Genomic DNA, 20,716 nt, shown 5'->3' on the forward strand with positions numbered 1-20,716 from the left:
CGGAGGGCTCCGCCGTATGCCGCTTGCCTCGGCCGTGGTGGTCTTCCGGGGTCGGACCGGGCCGCTCGGGCTCAGCGCCCGCGCAGCGCGCCGAGCGTGGCGTCGAAGTCGGCCGCGCGGGGGCGGTTGTGCGGCAGCTTGCCGAGCATGACCGCCATGCCGCAGGTGTCGGTGAGGGCGGAGAAGACGAGACCGCCCGCGATGCCGGCCGACAGCAGCTGGAGAGCCGGGTGCACGAGCAGGCCGAGGAGCAGGCCCAGCAGCACCAGCGTGCCCGCGGTGAAGCGGACCTGCCGTTCCATGCTCCAGCGGGCCCGGGTGTCGCAGGCCGCGGGCCGGTGCAGGTCATGCCCCTGCGCGGCCCAGCCGGTGGTGCCGCCCGCGAGGGTGGCGGTCGGTATGCCCTGTTCGGCCAGGGCCTTGCAGGCGTTCTCCGAGCGGGCGCCGGAGGCGCACACCACGAGGACGTCGCCGCGTCGGGCCGCGTGCCGGATCTCTGGCAGTGCGCGGCGGATCCGGTCCAGGGGGATGTTGAGGGCGCCGGGCAGGTGGCCGGAGGCGTATTCGCCGGGGGTGCGGACGTCGATGACGGTGAGTTCGTGCAGTCGCTCGCGGGCCTGGTCGGTGCCGAGCGTGGTGGGGGTGACGGGGCTGGTCATGACAGCTGTGATCCTTCGTCGTACGTGATGGTCGCCGCCGTCCCGAACCGGGACGTACAGTACCCCTAGGGGTATATGCAGAGGAGTGATCGTGGAGCTGGAGCTTGAGGGCACGTCCCTGAAGGCCGTGCTGAATCGGCTGCGCCGGGCGCAGGGGCAGATCTCCGGGGTGATCCGGATGATCGAGGAGGGGCGGGACTGCGAGGACGTCGTCACGCAGCTGGCCGCGGCCTCACGGGCGCTGGACCGGGCGGGTTTCGCGATCATCGCCACCGGGCTGCAGCAGTGCGTGGCGGACATCGAGTCGGGCAGGAGGAACGGCGAGGACGCGGAGGCGATGCGCGCGCGGATGGAGAAGCTGTTCCTGTCACTGGCGTGAGGACGGCCGTTCACGCCACCGCGTCCACCAGCATGAACCCGGCCACCGCCAGCAGGACGAGGGCGAACACCCGCTGAAGGGTGTGCCCGGGCAGCTTCGCCGCCAGGCGCTTGCCGTCCCACGCGCCCAGGATCGCCGCCCCGGCGAACGGCCCTATGACAGCCCAGTCGAGGCCGCTCGCCGTTCCGGCGCGCATGGCCAGCGCGGCGAGCGAGTTGACGGTGATGACCAGCAGGCTGGTGCCCACCGCCGCCCGCATCCGCATGCCGAGGACGTTGACCAGTGCTGGTACGGCGAGGAAGCCGCCGCCGACACCAAGGACGCCGGTGACCGCGCCGAGCCCGGCACCGGCGGCCGCCGCCCGGACGGGCCGTACCGGCACGGCGGTCCGCGGCGCCGGACGGGGCCGCAGCATGCGGATCGCGGCAACGGCCGCGACCACGGCGAAGGCGACGGCCAGCGCGGCTGCCGGCAGACGCCCGGCGAGCGCTCCGCCCAGCATCGCCGGACCGACCCCCGCCGCCGCGAACAGCAGCCCCGTACCCCAGCGGACGTGGCCGTCGCGGGCGTGCGCGGCCAGCGCGGTGGCGGAGGTGACGGTGACGATGACCAGGCTGGCGGTGGTGGCCGCGACCGGAGTGAATCCGAGCAGGTAGATCAGGGCGGGGACGGCCAGGACGCTGCCGCCTCCCCCGAGCGCGCCGAGAGCCAGACCGATGACGGCTCCGGCGATCAGGGCGACCATCACGGCACTCATGCGACGGTCCCGTCCCTGCCGTGCGCGTCCACCACCGGCAGTCCGGCAGCGGCCCAGTCCCGCATGCCGCCGATCACATCGACGGCCTCCGCGCCTCTGGCGTGCAGCAACTCGGCCGCCTGCTGCGAGCGGTTGCCCGAACGGCAGATCACGACGACGGGCCGGGCCTGTGCCCCGGCGGGCAGCCCGGCACCGGCGGCGAGCGCCGTGAGGGGCAGGTGGACGGCGCCGGGCGCGTGCCCGGCCTGCCACTCGTAGGGTTCGCGTATATCGAGCAGCAGGGCGTCACCGCCCCCGGTGGCGGCGTGCCCGGTGCGGACCGCAGCTTCCTGCACCGTCACCCGCCCCGGGACGCTTCCGCTGCTTCGCATGCTTCGAATGAGGCTCATCGTGGTTCTCACTCCTGTGCGTCCTCGGTTCCCGGGCCCTGGTCAGAGGGTGCTGACGGTGAGCCCGGCCTTCTCGGCCGAGTCGAAGGAGTCGTCCACGGCCACCACCTCCCGGCCGGCCGCGTCCAGCAGGGACGCGGCGATGGCGGCGCGCATACCGCCCGCGCAGTGCACCCAGACCTGACCTGCGGGAATCTCGTCGAGACGGTGACGCAGGGCATGGACGGGGATGTGGACAGAGCCCTCGACGAAGCCGGTCGCCCGTTCCGAGGCCCGGCGAACGTCCAGGACGACGACGTCGTGCCGGGACTGCCCTGCGAGGTCGGCGAAGGTGGCCCGCCGGAAGGAGGCGAGGGGCAGCCCCTCACGCGTCCACCCGGCCGGCTCTCCGGTGGCCGCGGCGGCCGGGCGATCGATACCGACGCGGACCAGCTCGCGCTGGGCGGCGGCGAGTTGCTCGGGTGACTCGGCCAGCAGGGTCACCGGCTTGCCCCACGGGATCAGCCAGGCGAGGTAGGTGGCGAGCTGTCCTTCGGCCTCGAAGTTGAAGGTCCCCGCGACATGGCCCTCGGCGAAGGCGATGCGGTTGCGCAGGTCGACCACCCACTCGCCGGCGGACAGCCGGTCGGCGATCTCCTCGGCGTCGGCGACGGCGGGCGGGGTGAGGTCGACCGGAGCGGGCCCGGCGGCGTTGGCCGGACCCATGTGGGTGTAGTAGGCGGGGATGTCGTCCAGCCCGGCCAGCAGGCTAGCGACGAAGGTGTCCACATCCTGGGCGAGCGCCTCGTTGGCCGCCTTCTCCTTGCCGATCGTGGTGGACTCTCCCGCCGCCTGGGACGAGGAGCAGAAGCTGCCGAAGCCATGGGTGGGCAGCACCGCCGTCTCGTCGGGCAGCTCGGCGGCCAGCCGGTGCGCGGAGGCGTGCTGGGCGCGGGCGAGGTGCTCGGTCAGCCGCGGTTCGACCAGGTCCGGCCGGCCGACGGTGCCGATCAGCAGCGAACCCCCGGTGAACGCCGCGACCGCCGTGCCGTCCTCCTCCAGGACGTAGGAGGTGTGGTGGGGGGTATGGCCAGGGGTGGTCAGCGCCCGCAGGACCAGTCCGGCGGTGGCCTCGATCTCCCAGCGGTCACCGTCGTGCACGGGTACGCGCTCGTAGGAGACGTCGGCCCCGGCCGGAACGAGATAGGCGGCGCCCGTGACCCGGGCCAGCTCAAGGCCGCCGGTGACGTAGTCGTTGTGGACGTGCGTCTCGACCACGTGGGCGATCCGCACCCCGCGCCGCGCCGCCGCCGCGATCACCTGCTCGATGTCACGCGGCGGATCGACCGCCACCGCCGTCCGCTCACCGCCGGCCAGGTAGCTGCGGTTGCCGAGACCGGCGATCTCAAGGGTGTCGACGAAGAACACGTGATGCTCCCTCCAGTGAAAGATTTACCCCCGGGGGTATACGTTCGACAGTAACACGAATACCCCCGGGGGTATTCCGAGGAGGGTGTGCCTGCGTGTGCATGGCTATGGCGCCATGCCGCTCGTGCGGGACGCGTGAGGCGGGTGATCCGCGGCGGCGGTCAGGATGAACCGGAGAAGGCAGAGGCATCTGTGGCCTGAGTCGCCGCAAGCCAGGCCGCAGCAGGCGACTACGCAGTCAGGTTGTGTACAGGTTTGTCGAGCCAACCTCGTCGCATGACAACGACAAGCGAGGCCCGCACGCGCACCGGGAGACTCCTGCTCAACAAGGTTCCCGAGGTCACCGTCTGGTTCTGGGTGATCAAGATCCTCTGCACGACCGTCGGTGAGAGTTTCGCCGACTGGATCAACATGAAGCTGGGCGTCGGCCTGGTGAACACGGCCTGGATCTTCACCGGGGTGTTCGTGGTGGTCCTGGGCGTCCAGCTGCGGCTGAAGCGGTACGTCCCGTTCCCGTACTGGCTGACCGTGGTCGTTGTCAGTGTCACGGGCACGCTGTACACCGACATCCTGACCGACCAGCTCAACGTGCCGCTGTGGATCAGCTCCGCGGTGTTCTCGGCCCTGCTCGCCGTGGTCTTCGGCGTGTGGTGGCTGCGCGAGCGCACCCTTTCGATCCACTCGGTCACGAAGCTGTCGCGTGAGTCGTTCTACTGGCTCACCGTTCTCGTCACCTTCGCGCTCGGCACCGCGACCGGCGACTGGACCCTGGAGCTGACCGGCTGGAGCCCGGGAGCCTCGGTCCTGCTGCCGCTCGGCCTCATCGCGGCGATCACGCTGCTGTGGAAGTTCGGCGCGAACCCGGTGCTGTCCTTCTGGCTCGCCTACATCCTGACCCGCCCGCTCGGGGCCAACATCGGCGACTGGCTCGCCTCCCCGAAGGTCGCCGAGAACCCGGGCGACCCGACCGGTCTTGCGCTGGGCACCTTCACCACCAGCCTGATCTTCCTCGGCCTGATCCTGGCGACTGTCATCTACCTGACGGTGACGCGCTCCGACGTGACCGAGACCTACGAGGCGGCGCACGCCCCGCAGAACACCGCCGACCCGCGCAGGGAGCGCATCGGACTGGCGGGCTTCGGCCTCCTCGCCGTTGCCACCGGGGGCCTGCTGGTCTGGGCTCACAGCCAGCCGCACGTCGGCCCGGCGCCGGAGACCGACGCCACCTCCACCGTTCAACTCGCCCCTGGCCAGGCCGTGAAGAAGTTCCCTCCCGCGAAGGTCGACGCGCTGAAGGCACTCGCATCGACCTCGCTCAGGGACGCACGCTCGGGGAACGCGACCGGGGCCCACGCCGCCGCCCAGTCCCTGCGTGATCTCTGGGACACCGACCAGGCCTCGTTGCAGCCGCTGGACAACACCGGCTGGACGTTCATCGACGCCCAGATGGACCGCGTCCTGAAGACCTTCGGCATCGACCACCCGAACCCGCCGATGCCGCCGTCACAACAGGAAGCCGAACTCAACACCCTCCTCACGGACCTGCGCTGACGGACCTGATCGGCACGGGAATCGCAGCCGCCGGCCTTGAACGGCGGGCCGTATTCACTCAGGCGCGGCGGCGGTGCGCGATCAGGGCCGGTCCGACGCCGAACTCGTCCACGCCGTCGACGACGGCACCTAGGAACTCGCCACCGCCGGTGTGAGTGGGGCAGCGGCGCCGGACTCCCCGAGAGAGGACGCGGTCTTACGGCCGTACGAGCTGGGTGTCGGCCGCGCTGACGTCGGCGGCCGGGACCGGCGGGGGCCGCCGGGCCGTGTCGCTGACCTTGATCAGAACGGCGACCAGCAGCCAGTTGGCGACCATGGACGAGCCGCCCTGGGCGAGGAACGGCAGGGCCTTGCCGGTGAGCGGGATGAGCCCGGTGACCCCGCCTACGACGACGAAGACCTGGAGGACGAGCGCCGAGGCCAAGCCGCCGGCGAGCAGCTTGCCGAACGGATCGGTGACGGTCAGGGCCGTGCGCAGGCCGCGCTCGGCGAGCAGTGCGTAGAGCAGGATGACGAGCGTCACGCCGACCAGGCCGAGTTCCTCGCCGACCGTGGTGAGGATGAAGTCGCTGCGCCCGGCGAAGCCGATGAGTTCCGGGTGGCCCTCGCCGAGGCCGCTACCGAGGATGCCACCCGAGCCGAAGCTGAACAGGGCCTGGGCGGCCTGGTCCGAGACCAGCCCCGGCGGGCGCTTGTCGGGTGGGAGGAAGATGTCCATCGGGTGCAGCCAGGCGACGACACGGCCATGGACGTGCGGTTCGAAGGAACCGACGATGAAGGCGCCGACGGCGAACATGACGACGCCGAACACCACCCAGCTGGTCCGCTCGGTGGCGACGTACAGCATGATCACGAACAGGCCGAAGAAGATCAGCGAGGTGCCGAGGTCCCGCTCGAAGATCAGCACGAGCAGGCTGAGTATCCATACGGCCGCGACCGGGCCGAGCTGCCGCCCGCGCGGCAGATACATGCCCATCAGACGCCGTCCGGCGAGCGCGAGGGCGTCCCGGCGCATCGTCAGATACCCGGCGAAGAACACGACGATGACGATCTTCACGAACTCGCCGGGCTGGAAGGACAGCGGACCGATGAAGATCCACCGCTTGGCGCCGTAGACATCGCCGGGATAGAACGCCGGCGCCATCAACAGGACCAGTCCCACGGTGATCGTGACGTACGGATAGCGCTGAAGCCTGCGGTGGTCCTTGAGCAGCACCACTGCCCCGGCGAACACCGCCACCGCGATGCCGCACCACATCAACTGCCCCGGTGCCGCAGTCGCCGAGTGGTGGTAGTGCGCCGCGTAGGCGATGTCGAGACGGTGGATCAGGACCAGCCCCAGACCGCTGAGCAGGGTGGCCAGCGGCAGGATCAACGGATCGGCGTGCGGCGCGAACCGGCGGACGGCGAGATGGCACACCGCGGGCAATACGGCTGCGGCGAGGCACGTCAGTGCCATACTCGGCGGCAGCTGCCCGCTGACGGCGAGGCCCGTCTCGGCATATCCGTAGCAGCAGATGATGATGGCGCCGAGCAGCAGGACCAGCTCCAGGTTCCGGTCGCTCAGGCGTCCTGACCGGCCTGGCAGCACTGCCAGCTTCGCCGGTCCCCGCCGACCAGTCATGTGCCTCCCCCTTCGGTCGGGTCTACCGCCGGGATCCCGCTCCGGCCACAGACAGCAAGGTTATATGGTTGCGCAATAACGCAACTGAACTGTAGCTGAGGGTGGGTAAGAGGAGGGTCGGCGTGGCGGCAGCACGCAGGTGGGGGCGCCGCAGGCGGTGGCCGGTGGTGATCGGGGTGGGCGTGGTCCTCGCGCTCGTGGGCTATCTCGCCGTGAGGTTCATCCGTTCGGCGACGTCCGACGAATGCACGGCGCGCGGTACGGACGGTACGACCGTCACGCTCGATCTGGACCAGGCATCCCATGCCGCGACCATCGCGGCGGTGGCCCACGCACGCGGTCTGCCGGAGCGGGCCGTCACCATCGCCCTGGCGACCGCGATCCAGGAGTCCAAACTCCGCAATCTCGCGAACGGGGACCGGGATTCCCTCGGCCTGTTCCAACAGCGCCCGTCCCAGGGCTGGGGAAGCCCCGCCCAGATCCGCGACCCCGTCTACGCGGCGGGCAAGTTCTACGACGCACTGGTCAAGGTGCCGGACTATGTCGACCTGCCGGTCACTGTTGCCGCGCAGAATGTCCAGCACAGTGGTTACCCGGAGGCCTACGCATCACATGAGGCCACGGCGGCGACGCTGGCCGACGTGCTGACGGGACAGGACGGGCCCGCACTGACCTGCACGGTGAGCGGCGAGGGCAGGAGCGATGCACATACCGTCCGGGCCGACGGAGGAAGCGGCACCGACGACGCCGGGGCGGGTCGGGGCAGTGGTACGGCGGGTGTCCTCCGTGAGGGCGGCGACGGCGGCAGTGTCGCCGCAGCGGTCCGGCGGGAGTTCGGCAGAGTACCCGCCACCGTCCCCGCGGCCGGCGACAGCGTCAGCTACCCGGTCTCCGGGACGGCCACAGGTTGGTCCCTCGCCCTGTGGCTGGTCTGTCACGCCGGCGCGCTGCACGCCACGTCGGTCACGTTCGACAACCGCCGGTGGAGCAGTGGAGCGTCGGACCATGGCTGGACGCGCATCTCGCCCCCGTCGGCGGCGTCCGCGACGGTGGCGGTGAGAATGAGCTAGGACGTGGACACCAGCGGCGACGACCGGTTCAGGAGTCGGAGTCGGGCTGGTTGCGGGCGGCGGCGTATGCCTGGGCGGGGGTCATGCTGACGCCGTTGAGGGAGACGGTCCTGTAGGGGCTGACCTGGGCGCAGCTCTTGGACTGGTCGGCCGTCTGGGCGTGGGCGTTGGAGACCGCGGCGTGGGTGTCGGCGGGGGCGGGTGACGAGGTCCCGGCGCTGCTGCTGTTGCGGGGGTAGCTGGTGCCGCCGGGCCAGTCAGCGCCGATGACCAGGGTCAGACCGCTACCGCCGCCCTGTTTGAGGTGTGAGGAGGGCAGGCCGAGGGCGTCGGCCACCGCCTGGGCTTCGGGTTTCTGCCCGGTGCCGTAGGTGAGGGTGGTGGTGGCCGCGGTGGCGGGGGCGTTGGCTGTGGTGGTGCCCTGGCTGAAGCCCTTGTCTGTCAGGGCGACGGCCAGCTCGGAGGCGCGGCCGCCGACGGTGGTGCCGTTCTCGATGGTCACGGCGATCCGGGAGGGGGCGACGGCCTGGGCGGTGGCGGAGGCCACTGCGGACTTCTCGCCCGAACCGGTGGTCAGCGACTGATCGTTGGCGATGGCCGCGAACAGTGACTTCGCTCCGGCGCCCGGTACGACGCGTTCGCTGTTGCTGGGGTCGGGGGCGGTCTGCATGGTGGTGAAGGTGATCCGCTTGGAGGGGACCTTGTCCAGGTCGGAGGCGAGACCCACCAGCTTGGCGACACTGCCGAGGCCGTCGTCGACGGTGAGCGCCTTGGTGGCCGCGTCGGCGAGGTCGTAGACCTTCGTGGGGTCGGTCAGAGTGCCGGCACTCTTGAACTTGCGGATCATCGCGCCGAGGAACATGTGCTGCGAGACGGTACGACCGAGGTCGCTGCCGTCACCGAAGCCGTGCCGGGAGCGGACGAATTCCAGGGCCGCGACGCCCTTGAGGGTATGGGTGCCCTTGGACAGCTTCAGGTGCGAGTAGGTGTCGTAGACGTTGTCACTGACGCACACGTCCACGCCGCCGACCGCGTCGGACATGCTGACCACGCCGGAGAAGTCGAGCTTGACGAAGTGGTCGATCGGGACGCCGGTGAGCTGGTGGATGGTGGCCACCTGGCAGGCCGGGCCGTACGAGAGGGCGCTGTTGATCTGTCCGTAGTAGCCGGCGGTGGACTGCTTCGACGTGGGATCGGTGCAGGCCGGGACGTTGGTCATGGTGTCGCGGGGGATGCTCATCACGGTGGCGTTGGAGCGGTCGGCGGCTATGTGGACGACCATCTCCACGTCCGCGTTGCCGTTGCCGGTCTGCACGCCGGTCTTCGCGCAGCCGCCGCCCAGCTTGCAGTCGGCGGCGCTGGTGCGGGCGTCCGAGCCCATCACCAGGATGTTGATCGGTGTGCGGCCGAAGGCATCGGCCTTCTCGCTACCACCCTTCCCGTCGAGCGCGATGCTGTTGATGTTGCCGTTCAGGTGCTCGTAGAACCACCAGCCGACGCCGGCCGTCACCAGGATCAGGAAGGACAGGCATGTCCCGGCGATCCGCAGTGCCCGCCTGCCCCGGCGCACCGGCCGGACACGGCGGCGTGAGTTCCCACGGCCGGAGGGGCGGGAGGCTGCCCGTACCGCCGCCCGGCCGGCGGAACCGTCCCTCAGGTCACTCATCTCCCACTCCCACGAACGGTCGGGCCCAGCAGGCCCTCGGGTGTTCGGCAGCGGTCTGCGGCCGGTCCGTCGGGCGAAGTGGGGCGGCACCTCGATTGCGTGATTGCGCAATCTAGCAAACATGTGCGCCACTACTCGCCCGCCTGGAGCGATTCACAGGTGACTGGTCCCATGAGAGGGGGGATGGAGACGGCGAGGGCGTGCTGGTGGTCGGCGTAGCCTCACCCCACGGTTGTACAGTTGCGCAATATGGCAATTACAGAAGCTGCTCGGTGAAGAGGAGGGGGGAGTCGGGTGCTCGGTAACGGGCTGGAACCCTGGCAGCTGCTGATCGTAGCGATCGTCGTCATTCTTCTCTTCGGTCCCAAGGAGCTGCCCGGCACGGCCCACGGGCCGGGCAGGTTGATGCGCATTCTCCAGGGCAAGGCCAGATCCGCGAAGGGCGAGGGCGGGGCACGGTCCGTCGGCGCCTCGATCGAGAGTATGACGACGCCCGCCTCCACGGAGAGCGCTGGCCGCGTCCTTCGGGCGGCCGTTCCGAGTGGCACCGCCACGGTCCGTCCGGTCACCAAGGGGCGCAGGGCGCGCTGAGTCTCGCGTGGTCGAATTGCCGCGGTGGTAGTGCGCGCCACTCGGGGGGCTTGCAGCCGCTGCTCAGGTGGCGTCAGGGTCGAACACCGCGTGCGTGTCCGGTTCTGCCGCCGTGTCCTTCGGCAGTGGTGTCCGGCTCCCGGTCGCCGGCGTCGCGCTCTGGCTTCCGTTCGCTGCACCGTGCACTGCGTCGGCGACTTCCGAAAGCGCGTCCCTCGGGTCCAGCGCGCTGCGGATCTCGTCGATCCCGAGGTCGTCGCCATCGAGCACGTGCTTGCGGATGAACGTCTTGGGGTGCAGGTCCTCGAACTCGAAGTCCTTGAACTGAGGCCCCAGTTCGGAGCGGACCTCGTGTTTGGCGCTCTCCGAGAACTCCCGCACCTTGCGCAGGAACCCGACGACGTTCTGGATGGCCTCGGGCAGCTTGTCCGGGCCGAAGAGCACAACCACGAGGATTGCCAGCGTCAGGAGATCCAAGAGGCTGATGTTGGGGAACATCCCGCGCCCTCACCTTCGCGTCGGTCGGCCCGCCCCGTGCGGGGCCAGTCCCGGAAAACTTTAGAGGTTGCGCAATCATCGGAACCATGGCGGGGCGCTGCCTGCGCGGCATCGCGGGCTGACGCCGGCATCGACATCCGAGGGAAAACAGTTGCTGACTTGCGTAATGCTGCAATCATCTGGCGAGAATGAGGCCCATGACCGCCCATGACACTCCGCCTCCGCAGCGCCCCGGCCCCGAGCACTGGACCGAGCTGCTGCACATCCGCCTGGAACGGATCGAGGGCCTGCTCGTCCCGGCCGATCAGGCAACCGCGTCCGAGCGTCCCGCGTGGCAGCGGCACACCCGGGGCGAGCAGCGCTGGGCTGTGATGGCGGCGCTGCTGGTCGCCGTCTGGGTGCAGTGGGCGCTGCCGGCACGGCTCAGTATCCACCCGCACTGGCTGCTTCCCGCCCTGGAGCTGGTCATGATGGCGGCGCTGTGGGTGGCCCATCCGCACCGGCGGATCGAGTACAGGTCCCGCCTGCTGCGCGTGCTGGGCCTGCTGCTGGCCGGTGCGGTCAGCCTCGCCAACGGCTGGTCGGCCGTCATCCTGGTCCGCGACCTGCTGCACGGCACCGAGGGCTCCAATGCCGCGGCGCTCCTGACCGCCGGCGGCGGCATCTGGCTGACCAACGTCATCGCCTTCAGCCTCTGGTACTGGGAGTGGGACCGAGGCGGTCCGGCGGCCCGCGCCCTGGGCGCGCACCAGCACCCGGACTTCCTCTTCCCCCAGATGCAGCAGGAGGGCATCGCGCCCGACGACTGGGAACCGCAGTACATGGACTACCTCTACGTCGCCCTCACCAACGCCACGGCCTTCAGCCCCACCGACACCATGCCGCTGTCCCGCTGGGCGAAGCTGCTGATGGCCATGCAATCCACGATCTCACTGCTGACCCTGGCGCTGATCATCTCGCGCGCGGTCGGGGTCCTGCAGTAATCCCGGCAGGGCTGGTCAGCAGCCCGTTCCCGGCCCGCTCGGCGCTCGGGTCAGTCGCGGGAGTTGCCGAAGAGGATGCGGTAGCCGATGAGGAGCACCAGGGAGCCGGCGATCGCCGCGCCCCAGGTGTAGAGGTCGAAGAAGTGCTTCTCCACCGAGCGGTGGAGGAAGCGGGCGGAGAGCCAGCCGCCGAGGAAGGCGCCTGCGATACCGATGAGAGTGGTGCCGATCAGGCCGCCCGGGTCGCGGCCGGGCAGCAGGATCTTGGCGATCCCGCCGGCGAACAGGCCGAGGATGATCCAGCCGATGATGCCCACTTCGTTGTCCTCCAGTCGGATCGGGTCGGGCGGGGTCCGCCGGACGCCGGTGCTTCGGATTGCTTGTTTGCGCAAGCCTATGGAGGGCTGCGGGAAGCCACCAGCGCCTGTGTGCGATTGATGATGAGCCGTTGAAGTGCTGTCACTCGTTCATAACATTGCGCAAGTCGGGAACTGGAAGGCTTGGGTTCACGTTGATGACGACGGGAAGCGGAAGCAGCTGCGGAGGACGTGCATGAGTATGTCCCTGACCAAGGGCGGCAACGTGTCGCTCAACAAGCAGGCCCCCGGCCTGACCGCGGTGACGGTCGGGCTGGGCCGGCAGGCGAACACCGGCTACGAACTGGACGCCAGCGCGCTGTTGTGCGACCAGTCGGGGAAGGTGTTGTCCGACGAGCACTTCGTCTTCTTCAACAACCTGACCAGCCCGGACGGTTCGGTCCGTCACTCCGGCAGTGGCAGCCCCGCCGGCGCGGACCGCCAGCAGATCCATGTCGACCTCATGCGGGTCCCCGCGCAGGTCGAGAAGATCGCCTTCCCGGTGTCTCTCTACGAGGCGGCTTCCCGCAGACAGACCTTCGGGCAGGTGTCCCGGGCGCACATCCGCGTCCTCGACCAGGACAGCGGCACCGAACTGGCCCGGTACGACCTCGCCGGCGGTGGCCTGTCGAGCGAGACGGCGCTGGTCTTCGGCGAGCTGTACCGGTACGGCGCGGAGTGGAAGTTCCGTGCGGTCGGTCAGGGCTATGCCTCCGGGCTGGCCGGGATCGCGACCGACTACGGGGTGGATGTCCTGCGCGAGACGGCCCCGGCCGACCCGGCCCCGGCCACCCCGCCGCCGGTGAGCACGCGGACGTACGCTCCGTCGACGTCCACAGCACCGCCGCCGACCGTCGTCTCCCCGCCCACCCCGGCGCACGCAGGATCACCGCAGCCCGCAGGGAGTCCTTCCGTGACGTGTTTCTTCGACCCCGACCACGGTCCGGGCATGACGACGGTGACCTGGTCCCCGCAGTGGGGCGTGGCCCGGCCGGTGCAGGCGTGCGACGGCTGTGCACAGCGGATGCGGACCACGGCGCCGCCCTTCTACACGCCCCCTCAGCAGGGGTATCCGCAGGCGACGGCGCCGCAGGGGTATCCGCAGCAGGGGCACGGACAGCCGTACCAGGACCACCACGACCACCAGCAGCAGGGTGGTGGCCGCCGGTTCGGTGCGGGCGCGCTCATCGGCGCCGGCGCGGCCGGTCTCATCGGCGGCGCGCTGCTGAACGAGGCGTTCGACGACGATGAGCCGGACGTGGTGGTCAACAATTACTACGAGGACTGAACCGCTGCGCGCCTCGGTGCGGGGACGCCCGGCATGCAGCCGCCTACACTGGGTGGGCGCATGGGTGTCGGCAGCGCAGTGGGCTGGACGGGAGAGGGCTGTGACGGAGAACGTCGGTGGTTACGAGGATCCGTCCGCCGAGGTTCTCGCCCAGGCGGCTGCCGCGTTCGGACTGCTCGCCTCCGCAGCCCGTCTGCATCTGATGTGGGCTCTGTCGCAGGGCGAGAGCGACGTCACGCATCTCGCCGACCGGGTCGGCGGAGCGCTGCCCGCCGTCAGCCAGCATCTGACCAAGCTGAAGCTCGCCGGGCTCGTGAATTCCCGTCGTGAGGGCCGACGTCAGGTCTACTACGTCGACGATCCGGACGTCGTCACCCTGGTGCGGGTGATGGTCGGACAGCTGACGGCACGGTCGCAGTACGCCCTCGCGCCGGTGCGCGAGCTGCGCGGGACCGGTGGCTGAGACCACCGCGGCACCGGGGCAGGACGCCGAGCCGCCTGGCCCGTCGGCCGCATTCGCTTCCGACGAGGTGGCCCCGCCGGTACTGTCCACGCCGACCGTGCTGGAGACGTTTCGCGGGCTGGACAGCGGGCCACGCGGCCTGACCGAGGCGCAGGCCGAGGAACGGCTGGCCCGGCTGGGGGAGAACATCGGCCCGGCCTGGCGGGAAGCCTCCTGGCCACGACTGTTCCTGAGAAGCCTGCGGGACCCGTTCACCGCGGTGCTGGCCTGCCTCGGCCTGGTTTCGGCGGCCGTCTTCGCCTGGAGCACCGCCTCGGTGATCCTGCTGCTCGTCGTGGTGAGCTGTGTCCTGCGGGCCTCCGGGGAGCACCGGGCCGACCGGTCCACGGCCGCGCTGCGTGAACTGGTCGCCACGACCGCCACCGTGCTCCGTCGGGCCGACGAGGAGGCCGCAGCGGCGACCCGCGAGCTGCCCGTGGCCGAGCTGGTCCCGGGCGACGTGATCCGGCTGGGGCCGGGCGACCTGGTCCCGGCGGACGTACGACTGCTGCGGGCGAGCGGCCTGAGGGTGCACCAGGCGGCGCTGACCGGGGAATCCGCACCCGTCGCCAAATCGGCTGACGACCTGACTTGTGCGGTCGGCGGCGGGCTGTTCGAGCAGCCGCAGCTCTGTTTCCAGGGCAGCAGCGTGGCGTCCGGCAGTGCCACGGCGGTCATCACCGCGACCGGCGCGCACACCCGGTTCGCCGCGGCGCACGAGCGTAGGGCCGTCCGGCCGGAGGCCAGCGCCTTCGACCGTTCCGTCCACGGCATCTCCTGGATCCTGATCCGGTTCATGCTGATCACCCCGCCGCTGGTGTTGATGTCGAACGCGGCGCTGCGCGATCGCGGCCTGGAGACGCTGCCGTTCGCCGTGGCGGTCGCGGTAGGTCTGACCCCGGAGATGCTGCCCGTCCTCGTCACCCTCTGCCTGGCCCGTGGAGCCTCGCTGCTGGCCCGCACACACGGAGTGATCGTCAAGCGTCTGCCGGCCCTGCACGACGTCGGTGCCGTCGACGTGCTGTGCCTGGACAAGACCGGCACCCTCACCCAGGACCGTCCCGTCACCGATCGCGCCCTCGGACCGGACGGCCAGGACGACCCCGAGGTCCTGCACTGGGCCGCCGTCAACGCGTGGTGGACCCTCCAACTCGCCGACCTGCCGGAACCTGACGCCCTCGACGAGGCGATCCTGGACGCGGCCGACGAGGACGCGCTCACGGCGTACGACGGTGTCGCGGCCGTGCCCTTCGCCCCGGACCGCAGGCTCGCCGTGGCGGTCGTGCGCACTCCTGGCCGGCTCGGCATGTACACCCTGGTCGTCAAGGGAGATGTCGAGGCCGTATTGGATCGCTGTGCCCTCGCGGACGGGGAACGGGACCGGCTGCGCTCTCTCGCCGCGCGGCAGGCCGAAGGGGGGTTGCGCGTTCTGGCGGTCGCCACCGTGGAGCGCACCTCCCGCCGGCGCGACTACACGCTGACCGATGCGCGCGGCCTGGCCTTCCGGGGCCTGATCACCCTGCGGGACGCGCTCGCGCCCACCGCCGCCGACGCCTTGAAGGTCCTCACCGACCGAGGTGTCACCGTCAAGGTCCTCACGGGCGACCATCCGGGAACGGCGGTCCGCGCCTGCCTCGATCTGGGCATCGCGCTGACCGATGACGCAGTGCTCACCGCCGACGGCATCGACCTCCTCACGGACGCCGAACTCACCGAGGTTGCCGCCCGTACGACCGTCTTCGCGCGCTGCACTCCGGAGCACAAGGCCCGGATCACCGAGGCCCTGCGCACCGCCGGGCACACCGTGGGCTTCCTCGGCGACGGGGTCAACGACCTGCCCGCGTTGCGCGCCGCCGATGTCGGCATCGCTCCCCGGGATGCTGCCGATGTGGCCCGGGAAGGCGCGGACGTGGTGCTGGCGGAGAAGGACCTCACCGCGATCGCGCACGCCGTCGCCGCTGGTCGGCATGCGGGCGGCAACATCGTCACCTATCTGCGCATCACGCTGTCGTCCAACCTGGGCAACGTCCTCGCGATGCTCTCCGCCGGACTGCTGCTGCCCTTCCTGCCGATGCTCCCGGCCCAGGTCCTGCTGCAGAACATGTGCTTCGACGCCGCTCAGCTCGCTTTCGCCCACGATCGTCCCGACCCTGCCGCGCTGCGCCGGCCGGCCGTGCTGGACCCACGGGAGCTGCTGCGCTTCATCACCGGCTTCGGCGTGCTCAACGCCGCCGCCGACCTGGCCACTTTCGGTGTCCTCGCGCTCGCGGCGCACGGGCCGGGAACGGGGGGCGAGGAGGCGGTGTTCCACTCCGGGTGGTTCACCGAGAACCTGGTCACCCAGGCCCTGGTCATGGTGCTACTTCGCGTCGGCCGCCGTACGGCTGAATTCCGCAGGCCGGGTCCGGTCGCCTGGGCCGCGCTGACGCTGGCCGTCATCGGCGTGGTGCTTCCCCCCTCACCGCTGGGGCCGATGCTCGGCCTGACGGCTCTGTCTGCCGTGTACTACGTGCTGCTCACCGCTGTTCTGATCCTCTACGCCGCAGGTCTTCTGGCGGCCAGGGCACGCCTCGGGCGTCGTGGCGGCAGCGGTTCCGCTCCGGCGGACCGACCCAGGCGATCACCGATGCCCGGTGGCTGACTCACGCCCGTCTTAGTCTTCCTGCTGTACAAGGTTGTCGGCCGAAGGCGGGGTAGGAGAGAGGCGCGATATGACGGAGTCCCGGGCCCCGAAGCGCCGACGGTGGCTGCCCGTGCTGGTCTTCGGCCTGGTCGTGTACGTCATCGTGCGCGCGGCCGACACCTCGCAGGGAGATCCGCCGCCCCACGGGAAGGCGTCCGCCTCGCCATCGACCCCGTCGGCCGGCCCCACCGCCCCATCCGCGTTGCCTACGACCTCGTCGTACGACCCCGCCGACTACGCCGCCTCGGTCCGTACCCGGGCTCGTCAGACCGGCGTGAGCGCCCAGTTGGTGATGGCGATCCTCTACAACGAGGCGTACAAACCACATGACGCGTCCTTCGAGCGCGCATGGCAGAAGTACAAGCCGGATGCGGCCTTCGGCATCGCCAACATGCACCGCGCCACCTTCGACGAGGTCAAGAAGGGCCGGGACTTCGCCGACCGCCGTTGGGAGCAGCTGCCGGACGACCGGGACCTCGCCGTTGAAGCCGAAGCCTGGTATCTGCACGACCTGACGGAACAACTGCCTGCCCACTGGACCGCCCACTACACGCAGAGCGACCTGCTGGCCCTCGGGTACAACACCGGCGTGGGCAACATGCTCGCCTTCGCCCGCGGTGCGACCCCGGACAGCCAGGCCCGCTCGTACCTTGAACGGCTGCATGCGAGCTGGGCCAAGGCGGGAAGGGCTGCAGAGGCATCCTGATGCACCTGGCTTGCGGACTTGCGCACTAACATGCGGACTCGCGCAATAAACTGCTTGCCCGCCGTCTTCTAGGCCGACGCAGGACGCTGGACCTTGATCGACTGCAGGAGCCCCACGGCCACCCACACCGCGAACATGGACGAGCCCCCGTAGGAGACGAACGGCAGCGGGATGCCCGCCACCGGCATGATGCCGAGGGCCATGCCGATGTTCTCGAACGACTGGAAGGCGAACCAGGCGACGATCCCGGCGGCGACGATCGTGCTGTACAGCTCGGTCGACTCGCGCGCGATCCGGCAGGCCCGCCACAGGATGACCCCGATCAGGGCGATGATCAGGATGCCGCCGGCGAAGCCCAGCTCCTCCCCGGCGACCGTGAAGACGAAGTCGGTCTGCTGTTCCGGTACGAACTGCCCGGTGGTCTGCGCGCCGTGGAAGAGTCCCTGCCCGGTCAGTCCGCCGGAGCCGATGGCGATCCGGGCCTGGTTGGTGTTGTAGCCCACGCCTGACGGATCCAGAGTCGGATCGGCGAAGGCGGCGAAGCGGTTGATCTGGTACTGGTCCAGCAGATGAAACTGCCAGATGGCGATCGCGCCACCGACGCCGACGGAGAGCAGCCCGAAGATCCACCGGTTGGACGCGCCCGAGGCGAGCAGGACACCGAGGATCGTGACGGTCATGACCATGGTCGAGCCGAGGTCGGGCATCATCATCACGACCATGATCGGTACGGCGGCCAGGCCCAGCGCCTGGATCACGGTGCGGTTGTCGGGGTACGTCCGGTCACCCGCGTCGACCTGGGCCGACAGCAGCATCGCCATGCCCAGGACGATCGAGACCTTCACGAACTCCGAGGGCTGGAGCGAGAATCCGCCGCCCAGCACGATCCAGTTGCGGTTGCCGTTGATGGTGGCACCCAGAGGCGTGAGTACCAGCAGCACGCCGAGGACGGAGACACCGTAGAGGACCGGCACGGCGTTGCGCAGGGCCCGGTGGCCCAGCCAGATCGTGCCGGTCATCAGGGCGAGCCCTATGCCGAGGTTCATCAGATGCCGGATGAGGAAGTAGTGCGGATCGCCCTGGTTGATCTGAGTGCGATTGCGGGTGGCGGAGTAGACCAGGAGAGAGCCGATGCATGACAGGGCCACGGCCGCCAGCAGTATCGGCCAGTCCAGACGGCGAACCAGCGAGTCGCGGGCGTAGAGCCGCGTCCACCTGGACCGCTCGGGGCCGTACCCCGAGACGGAGAAGCTCTTCACGCTGGTCATGTCGGCATCCTCCGGCTTCCCTGCCGCTGTGGTCGCCTGTGGGTGGTTCGGTTGCCAGGTCGCCGGGGGGGGGACTTGAGCCCTCGGCACCGCCCGTCCAATTTTCAGAGACCGGAAGAGCGCCTGCCGAGATATTAGCTGCATAGTTGCGCAATGCGGCAACTGCGCCCGTGCTCGCGACACAGTAGTGGTGTTCGTGGCCAAGTGCCTCGTCGGCCGGTGCGGTACGAGCATCCGCGGGTGGGCTGCTGTCCGCGTACGATCACGTCAACCGAGACCAGAACTGAAGCCGCGGAACCAGAGGTTCGAAGCGGCGCAAAGACTCGTGACCGGCTGGCCCGGTGAGGGCTTGGGCGACCTGCCGGGGCCGAGCGGACCGCCTCGACTGGCTTCGACGAGTACCACGTGACCATGGCGAAGCGACCTGACAGGGGCGGCCGAGGGCTGAGTACCGGTAGCCGCCGCACGAGGTCAGCCCTGCGTCTCCCCAAGGGCTGCGCGCAGCCAGCCCAGAGAACCGGTCGCAAGCACCCCGTCGGCGAGATCGTCGGCCGACTTCGCCGTAAGTCGGCGACGGCTGTTGCCGATCCAGCGCAGCGCTGCGCTGCGCGTCTTCGTAGCCCTGCGCCTTGTACGCGATGCCTTGGATCACGCACTCCAGCTTGTCTGCGTCCCGGGCACAGACGGCCTCCGGGGACTTCCTTCGCCTCGTACTCCGCGACGAGCTCGCGCACCGCGGTGGCCAGCGCCTCGGACACGCCCGCGACCTGGTCCGCGAGGCCACCGAGGCGGTAGCGGCCCTGGAGGACGATGCCGCGTGATGCGTGCCGGATCCGTGCCTGATCCGTGCCGGGGAGCCGCAACCGAAGGGGCCGCCCCACCGCGCTGATGCGGTGGGGCGGCCCCCTGCGTTTTCCTCGGCTCAGGTCAGCCGCGCGGCCGGTGGCTCTCCTGCCGTGCCCGGTCCATCGCAGCAGCGGCCGCATCGCCGGCCAGCCCCTCGATCTCCTCGGGCGCCTCCCGCTCGCCGAGCACGAAGAGCCCACCGGCGCCTGGCCAACCCGTCCCTGACGGGCATCCCGCACAGCTCCCCACCATCCGTGCGCACGGCGCGTGTGCCATATGCGTGCTGCAAGCGCAGAGGCCCTCCCGCCCGCTGGACGGAAGGGCCTCTGACCAGGTGTTGCCCTGTGCCCCCGGCAGGATTCGAACCTGCGACACCCGCTTTAGGAGATCATCCGGGCGATCCATTGATCAGGGATGCGGCCTTCCTTGCCTGCTCTGCCTGGTCCGCTGCTGGTTCTCCTGATACGGCAATGTGCGCCAGTGTTGCCGTCAAGAAGTGCCGTCAAGCCAGCGCGGTGGGCTGCGGTTTCGCCCGTGAGGCCCCGCTGCGCCAGTCAGCTACCCGTAGGCTGCCATCGCCCGCACCCCTCGCTGTCGAAGGAGTAGTCGTTAGCGTGGATGGTCACCTGGACCCGCTTCGCTGCAGTGACAAAGTTGTTGTCGATCGTCTCCCCGTTGCCGTCGGTCCGCTCCCAGTAGCACCCCTCAACGTCAGTGACGTAGTAGGTTCCCGGCTTGATCTCAGAGCCAACGCGGTAGACACCATCGCCGAAGACCCGCCCCTCGTCTTCAAGTTTGTTGCGATTCGCAGCGCTTCCAACCAGCTTTTCGACCTTGCTCTTGTCCGGGTGGTCCGGGCACAGGAGCAGGGCGCCTCGCACTTCCGCAAGCTGCTCCTTGGAACCTGCCTGCTGTAGGTACGACCAGCTGTCCGAGCCGGACTGCGCACAGATTCCGTACAGGGTGGCAAGGCTGTCGAGGTCTCCCTCATCGCCGTATGCGACCTGCAAGGCTTTCTCTTCCCTCTTGCTCATCTCCGTCCCGCTGAGGGTCGCATCGCACAAGTCCTGCTCGTCCGCCCATGCGTCCTCAACGGTGGAGTAGTACTCACCGGAGCAGTCGATCTCGTCTAGCGCGATGGGATCCGATGCATCGGCGGTCTCGGTGTCCTCAGTCGGGCTCTCAACGGCATTGGTAGCGACTGCGCTTGACGCCTTCTTTGAACCCGTGTGCGGAGTCTTTTCCGACGTGCTGGAGCACCCCGCAAGCAGCAGACTTACTGCCGCAACAATCATGATCTTTTTCATTGTTCCGCCCCCACTTGCGCACCGGGGCACTCATGCTTCCCCTGCTGGCGCCCCGGTTACGCTGCACAGTAGACGACGAGGGACTGATCGACGAGACCTTGCCAGTTCCTTCACCGTCCTAAGCCGTGCGGCCGCTTGAGAGACAGCGCGGTAGCCCGCCCAGATCGATCCGGAACGGGCTACCGG

The 20,716-nt window shown here is 69.7% G+C and carries 19 protein-coding genes, 1 tRNA gene and 1 pseudogene; 9 read left to right on the forward strand and 12 right to left on the reverse strand.

From position 1 onward, the window contains the following. Positions 1–71: 71 nt before the first annotated feature. Positions 72–659, reverse strand: coding sequence for a rhodanese-like domain-containing protein (locus AB0L75_RS08925; protein ID WP_365177375.1), 588 nt, complete (start codon positions 657–659; stop codon positions 72–74). Between the two features lie 91 nt (positions 660–750). Between AB0L75_RS08925 and AB0L75_RS08930 the strand changes: the two genes are divergently transcribed. After that, positions 751–1,038 carry a metal-sensitive transcriptional regulator gene (locus AB0L75_RS08930; RefSeq protein ID WP_365177378.1) on the forward strand — a complete coding sequence of 96 codons (288 nt, stop codon included), beginning with the start codon at positions 751–753 and terminating at the stop codon, positions 1,036–1,038. A gap of 10 nt (positions 1,039–1,048) precedes the next feature. Here AB0L75_RS08930 and AB0L75_RS08935 read toward each other — a convergent pair whose 3' ends face one another. The 3 genes from AB0L75_RS08935 to AB0L75_RS08945 are packed head-to-tail and all read right to left on the reverse strand — an operon-like array spanning position 1,049 to position 3,591. Beyond that, positions 1,049–1,795: a sulfite exporter TauE/SafE family protein gene (locus AB0L75_RS08935; protein WP_365177381.1), complete on the reverse strand. Its 747-nt coding sequence runs from the start codon at positions 1,793–1,795 to the stop codon at positions 1,049–1,051. Next, entirely contained in the window at positions 1,792–2,166 is a 375-nt protein-coding gene (locus AB0L75_RS08940) for a rhodanese-like domain-containing protein (RefSeq protein ID WP_365177384.1), read from the reverse strand. Before AB0L75_RS08940 ends, AB0L75_RS08935 begins: the two co-directional genes overlap by 4 nt. 60 nt (positions 2,167–2,226) lie before the next feature. Next, on the reverse strand, positions 2,227–3,591 hold the full coding sequence (locus AB0L75_RS08945; protein ID WP_365177387.1) for an MBL fold metallo-hydrolase: 1,365 nt from the start codon (positions 3,589–3,591) through the stop codon (positions 2,227–2,229). A gap of 276 nt (positions 3,592–3,867) precedes the next feature. Here AB0L75_RS08945 and AB0L75_RS08950 point away from each other — a divergent pair, with 276 nt between their 5' ends. Then, positions 3,868–5,142, forward strand: coding sequence for a hypothetical protein (locus AB0L75_RS08950; protein WP_365177389.1), 1,275 nt, complete (start codon positions 3,868–3,870; stop codon positions 5,140–5,142). Positions 5,143–5,338: 196 nt separating this feature from the next. Here AB0L75_RS08950 and AB0L75_RS08955 read toward each other — a convergent pair whose 3' ends face one another. Next, positions 5,339–6,766, reverse strand: coding sequence for an FtsW/RodA/SpoVE family cell cycle protein (locus AB0L75_RS08955; RefSeq protein ID WP_365177392.1), 1,428 nt, complete (start codon positions 6,764–6,766; stop codon positions 5,339–5,341). 122 nt (positions 6,767–6,888) lie between these two features. Between AB0L75_RS08955 and AB0L75_RS08960 the strand changes: the two genes are divergently transcribed. Continuing rightward, the gene (locus AB0L75_RS08960) at positions 6,889–7,836 is read left to right on the forward strand and encodes a heavy metal transporter (RefSeq protein ID WP_365177395.1); all 948 of its coding nucleotides are present in this window, start codon (positions 6,889–6,891) and stop codon (positions 7,834–7,836) included. Positions 7,837–7,864: 28 nt separating this feature from the next. Here the strand turns inward: AB0L75_RS08960 and AB0L75_RS08965 are convergent, their stop codons facing one another. Beyond that, positions 7,865–9,502 carry an LCP family protein gene (locus AB0L75_RS08965; RefSeq protein ID WP_365177397.1) on the reverse strand — a complete coding sequence of 546 codons (1,638 nt, stop codon included), beginning with the start codon at positions 9,500–9,502 and terminating at the stop codon, positions 7,865–7,867. Positions 9,503–9,796: 294 nt separating this feature from the next. On the opposite strand from AB0L75_RS08965, the gene AB0L75_RS08970 reads away from it, so the two are divergent. Continuing rightward, positions 9,797–10,093 carry a twin-arginine translocase TatA/TatE family subunit gene (locus tag AB0L75_RS08970; protein ID WP_365177400.1) on the forward strand — a complete coding sequence of 99 codons (297 nt, stop codon included), beginning with the start codon at positions 9,797–9,799 and terminating at the stop codon, positions 10,091–10,093. A 63-nt stretch (positions 10,094–10,156) separates the two neighbouring features. Here AB0L75_RS08970 and AB0L75_RS08975 read toward each other — a convergent pair whose 3' ends face one another. Continuing rightward, positions 10,157–10,591, reverse strand: a complete 435-nt coding sequence (locus AB0L75_RS08975) for a Sec-independent protein translocase subunit TatB (RefSeq protein ID WP_365177403.1) — start codon at positions 10,589–10,591, stop codon at positions 10,157–10,159. A gap of 197 nt (positions 10,592–10,788) precedes the next feature. On the opposite strand from AB0L75_RS08975, the gene AB0L75_RS08980 reads away from it, so the two are divergent. After that, complete coding sequence (locus AB0L75_RS08980) at positions 10,789–11,574, forward strand: hypothetical protein (RefSeq protein WP_365177406.1); 786 nt, start codon at positions 10,789–10,791, stop codon at positions 11,572–11,574. A 50-nt stretch (positions 11,575–11,624) separates the two neighbouring features. On the opposite strand, the gene AB0L75_RS08985 is transcribed toward AB0L75_RS08980, so the two are convergent. Next, positions 11,625–11,891, reverse strand: a complete 267-nt coding sequence (locus AB0L75_RS08985) for a GlsB/YeaQ/YmgE family stress response membrane protein (RefSeq protein WP_365177409.1) — start codon at positions 11,889–11,891, stop codon at positions 11,625–11,627. Positions 11,892–12,126: 235 nt separating this feature from the next. On the opposite strand from AB0L75_RS08985, the gene AB0L75_RS08990 reads away from it, so the two are divergent. The 4 genes from AB0L75_RS08990 to AB0L75_RS09005 all read left to right on the forward strand — a co-directional run bounded on the left by AB0L75_RS08990 (position 12,127) and on the right by AB0L75_RS09005 (position 17,109). Beyond that, positions 12,127–13,218, forward strand: coding sequence for a TerD family protein (locus AB0L75_RS08990; RefSeq protein WP_365177413.1), 1,092 nt, complete (start codon positions 12,127–12,129; stop codon positions 13,216–13,218). A gap of 100 nt (positions 13,219–13,318) precedes the next feature. After that, complete coding sequence (locus AB0L75_RS08995) at positions 13,319–13,681, forward strand: metalloregulator ArsR/SmtB family transcription factor (RefSeq protein WP_365177416.1); 363 nt, start codon at positions 13,319–13,321, stop codon at positions 13,679–13,681. Between the two features lie 67 nt (positions 13,682–13,748). Continuing rightward, complete coding sequence (gene mgtA / locus AB0L75_RS09000) at positions 13,749–16,361, forward strand: magnesium-translocating P-type ATPase (RefSeq protein WP_365178056.1); 2,613 nt, start codon at positions 13,749–13,751, stop codon at positions 16,359–16,361. A 70-nt stretch (positions 16,362–16,431) separates the two neighbouring features. Further along, the gene (locus AB0L75_RS09005; protein WP_365177418.1) at positions 16,432–17,109 is read left to right on the forward strand and encodes a lytic transglycosylase domain-containing protein; all 678 of its coding nucleotides are present in this window, start codon (positions 16,432–16,434) and stop codon (positions 17,107–17,109) included. A gap of 68 nt (positions 17,110–17,177) precedes the next feature. Here the strand turns inward: AB0L75_RS09005 and rodA are convergent, their stop codons facing one another. From rodA to AB0L75_RS09025, 4 genes and pseudogenes are all read right to left on the reverse strand, one after another. Further along, positions 17,178–18,377 (reverse strand): rod shape-determining protein RodA, encoded by a 1,200-nt coding sequence (rodA, locus tag AB0L75_RS09010; RefSeq protein ID WP_365177421.1) that lies wholly within the window; start codon positions 18,375–18,377, stop codon positions 17,178–17,180. A gap of 471 nt (positions 18,378–18,848) precedes the next feature. Continuing rightward, a pseudogene (locus AB0L75_RS09015) lies at positions 18,849–19,153 on the reverse strand (HD domain-containing protein); the annotation flags it as partial. 418 nt (positions 19,154–19,571) lie between these two features. Then, positions 19,572–19,634, reverse strand: a tRNA-OTHER gene (locus tag AB0L75_RS09020). A gap of 143 nt (positions 19,635–19,777) precedes the next feature. Beyond that, positions 19,778–20,530 (reverse strand): hypothetical protein, encoded by a 753-nt coding sequence (locus AB0L75_RS09025; RefSeq protein WP_365177424.1) that lies wholly within the window; start codon positions 20,528–20,530, stop codon positions 19,778–19,780. Positions 20,531–20,716 lie beyond the last annotated feature (186 nt).

Source organism: Streptomyces sp. NPDC052101 (assembly GCF_040680235.1).
GTDB lineage: Bacteria > Actinomycetota > Actinomycetes > Streptomycetales > Streptomycetaceae > Streptomyces.

Bases quoted from the DNA above. Each gene is read 5' to 3' on its own strand.
- AB0L75_RS09005 (WP_365177418.1), top strand. From the start codon at position 16,432: ATGACGGAGTCCCGGGCCCCGAAGCGCCGACGGTGGCTGCCCGTGCTG.
- AB0L75_RS08950 (WP_365177389.1), top strand. From the start codon at position 3,868: ATGACAACGACAAGCGAGGCCCGCACGCGCACCGGGAGACTCCTGCTC.
- AB0L75_RS08935 (WP_365177381.1), bottom strand. From the start codon at position 1,795: ATGAGTGCCGTGATGGTCGCCCTGATCGCCGGAGCCGTCATCGGTCTG.
- AB0L75_RS09025 (WP_365177424.1), bottom strand. From the start codon at position 20,530: ATGAAAAAGATCATGATTGTTGCGGCAGTAAGTCTGCTGCTTGCGGGG.
- AB0L75_RS08965 (WP_365177397.1), bottom strand. From the start codon at position 9,502: ATGAGTGACCTGAGGGACGGTTCCGCCGGCCGGGCGGCGGTACGGGCA.
- AB0L75_RS08940 (WP_365177384.1), bottom strand. From the start codon at position 2,166: ATGCGAAGCAGCGGAAGCGTCCCGGGGCGGGTGACGGTGCAGGAAGCT.
- AB0L75_RS08980 (WP_365177406.1), top strand. From the start codon at position 10,789: ATGACCGCCCATGACACTCCGCCTCCGCAGCGCCCCGGCCCCGAGCAC.
- rodA (WP_365177421.1), bottom strand. From the start codon at position 18,377: ATGACCAGCGTGAAGAGCTTCTCCGTCTCGGGGTACGGCCCCGAGCGG.
- AB0L75_RS08975 (WP_365177403.1), bottom strand. From the start codon at position 10,591: ATGTTCCCCAACATCAGCCTCTTGGATCTCCTGACGCTGGCAATCCTC.
- AB0L75_RS08925 (WP_365177375.1), bottom strand. From the start codon at position 659: ATGACCAGCCCCGTCACCCCCACCACGCTCGGCACCGACCAGGCCCGC.
- AB0L75_RS08955 (WP_365177392.1), bottom strand. From the start codon at position 6,766: ATGACTGGTCGGCGGGGACCGGCGAAGCTGGCAGTGCTGCCAGGCCGG.
- AB0L75_RS08990 (WP_365177413.1), top strand. From the start codon at position 12,127: ATGAGTATGTCCCTGACCAAGGGCGGCAACGTGTCGCTCAACAAGCAG.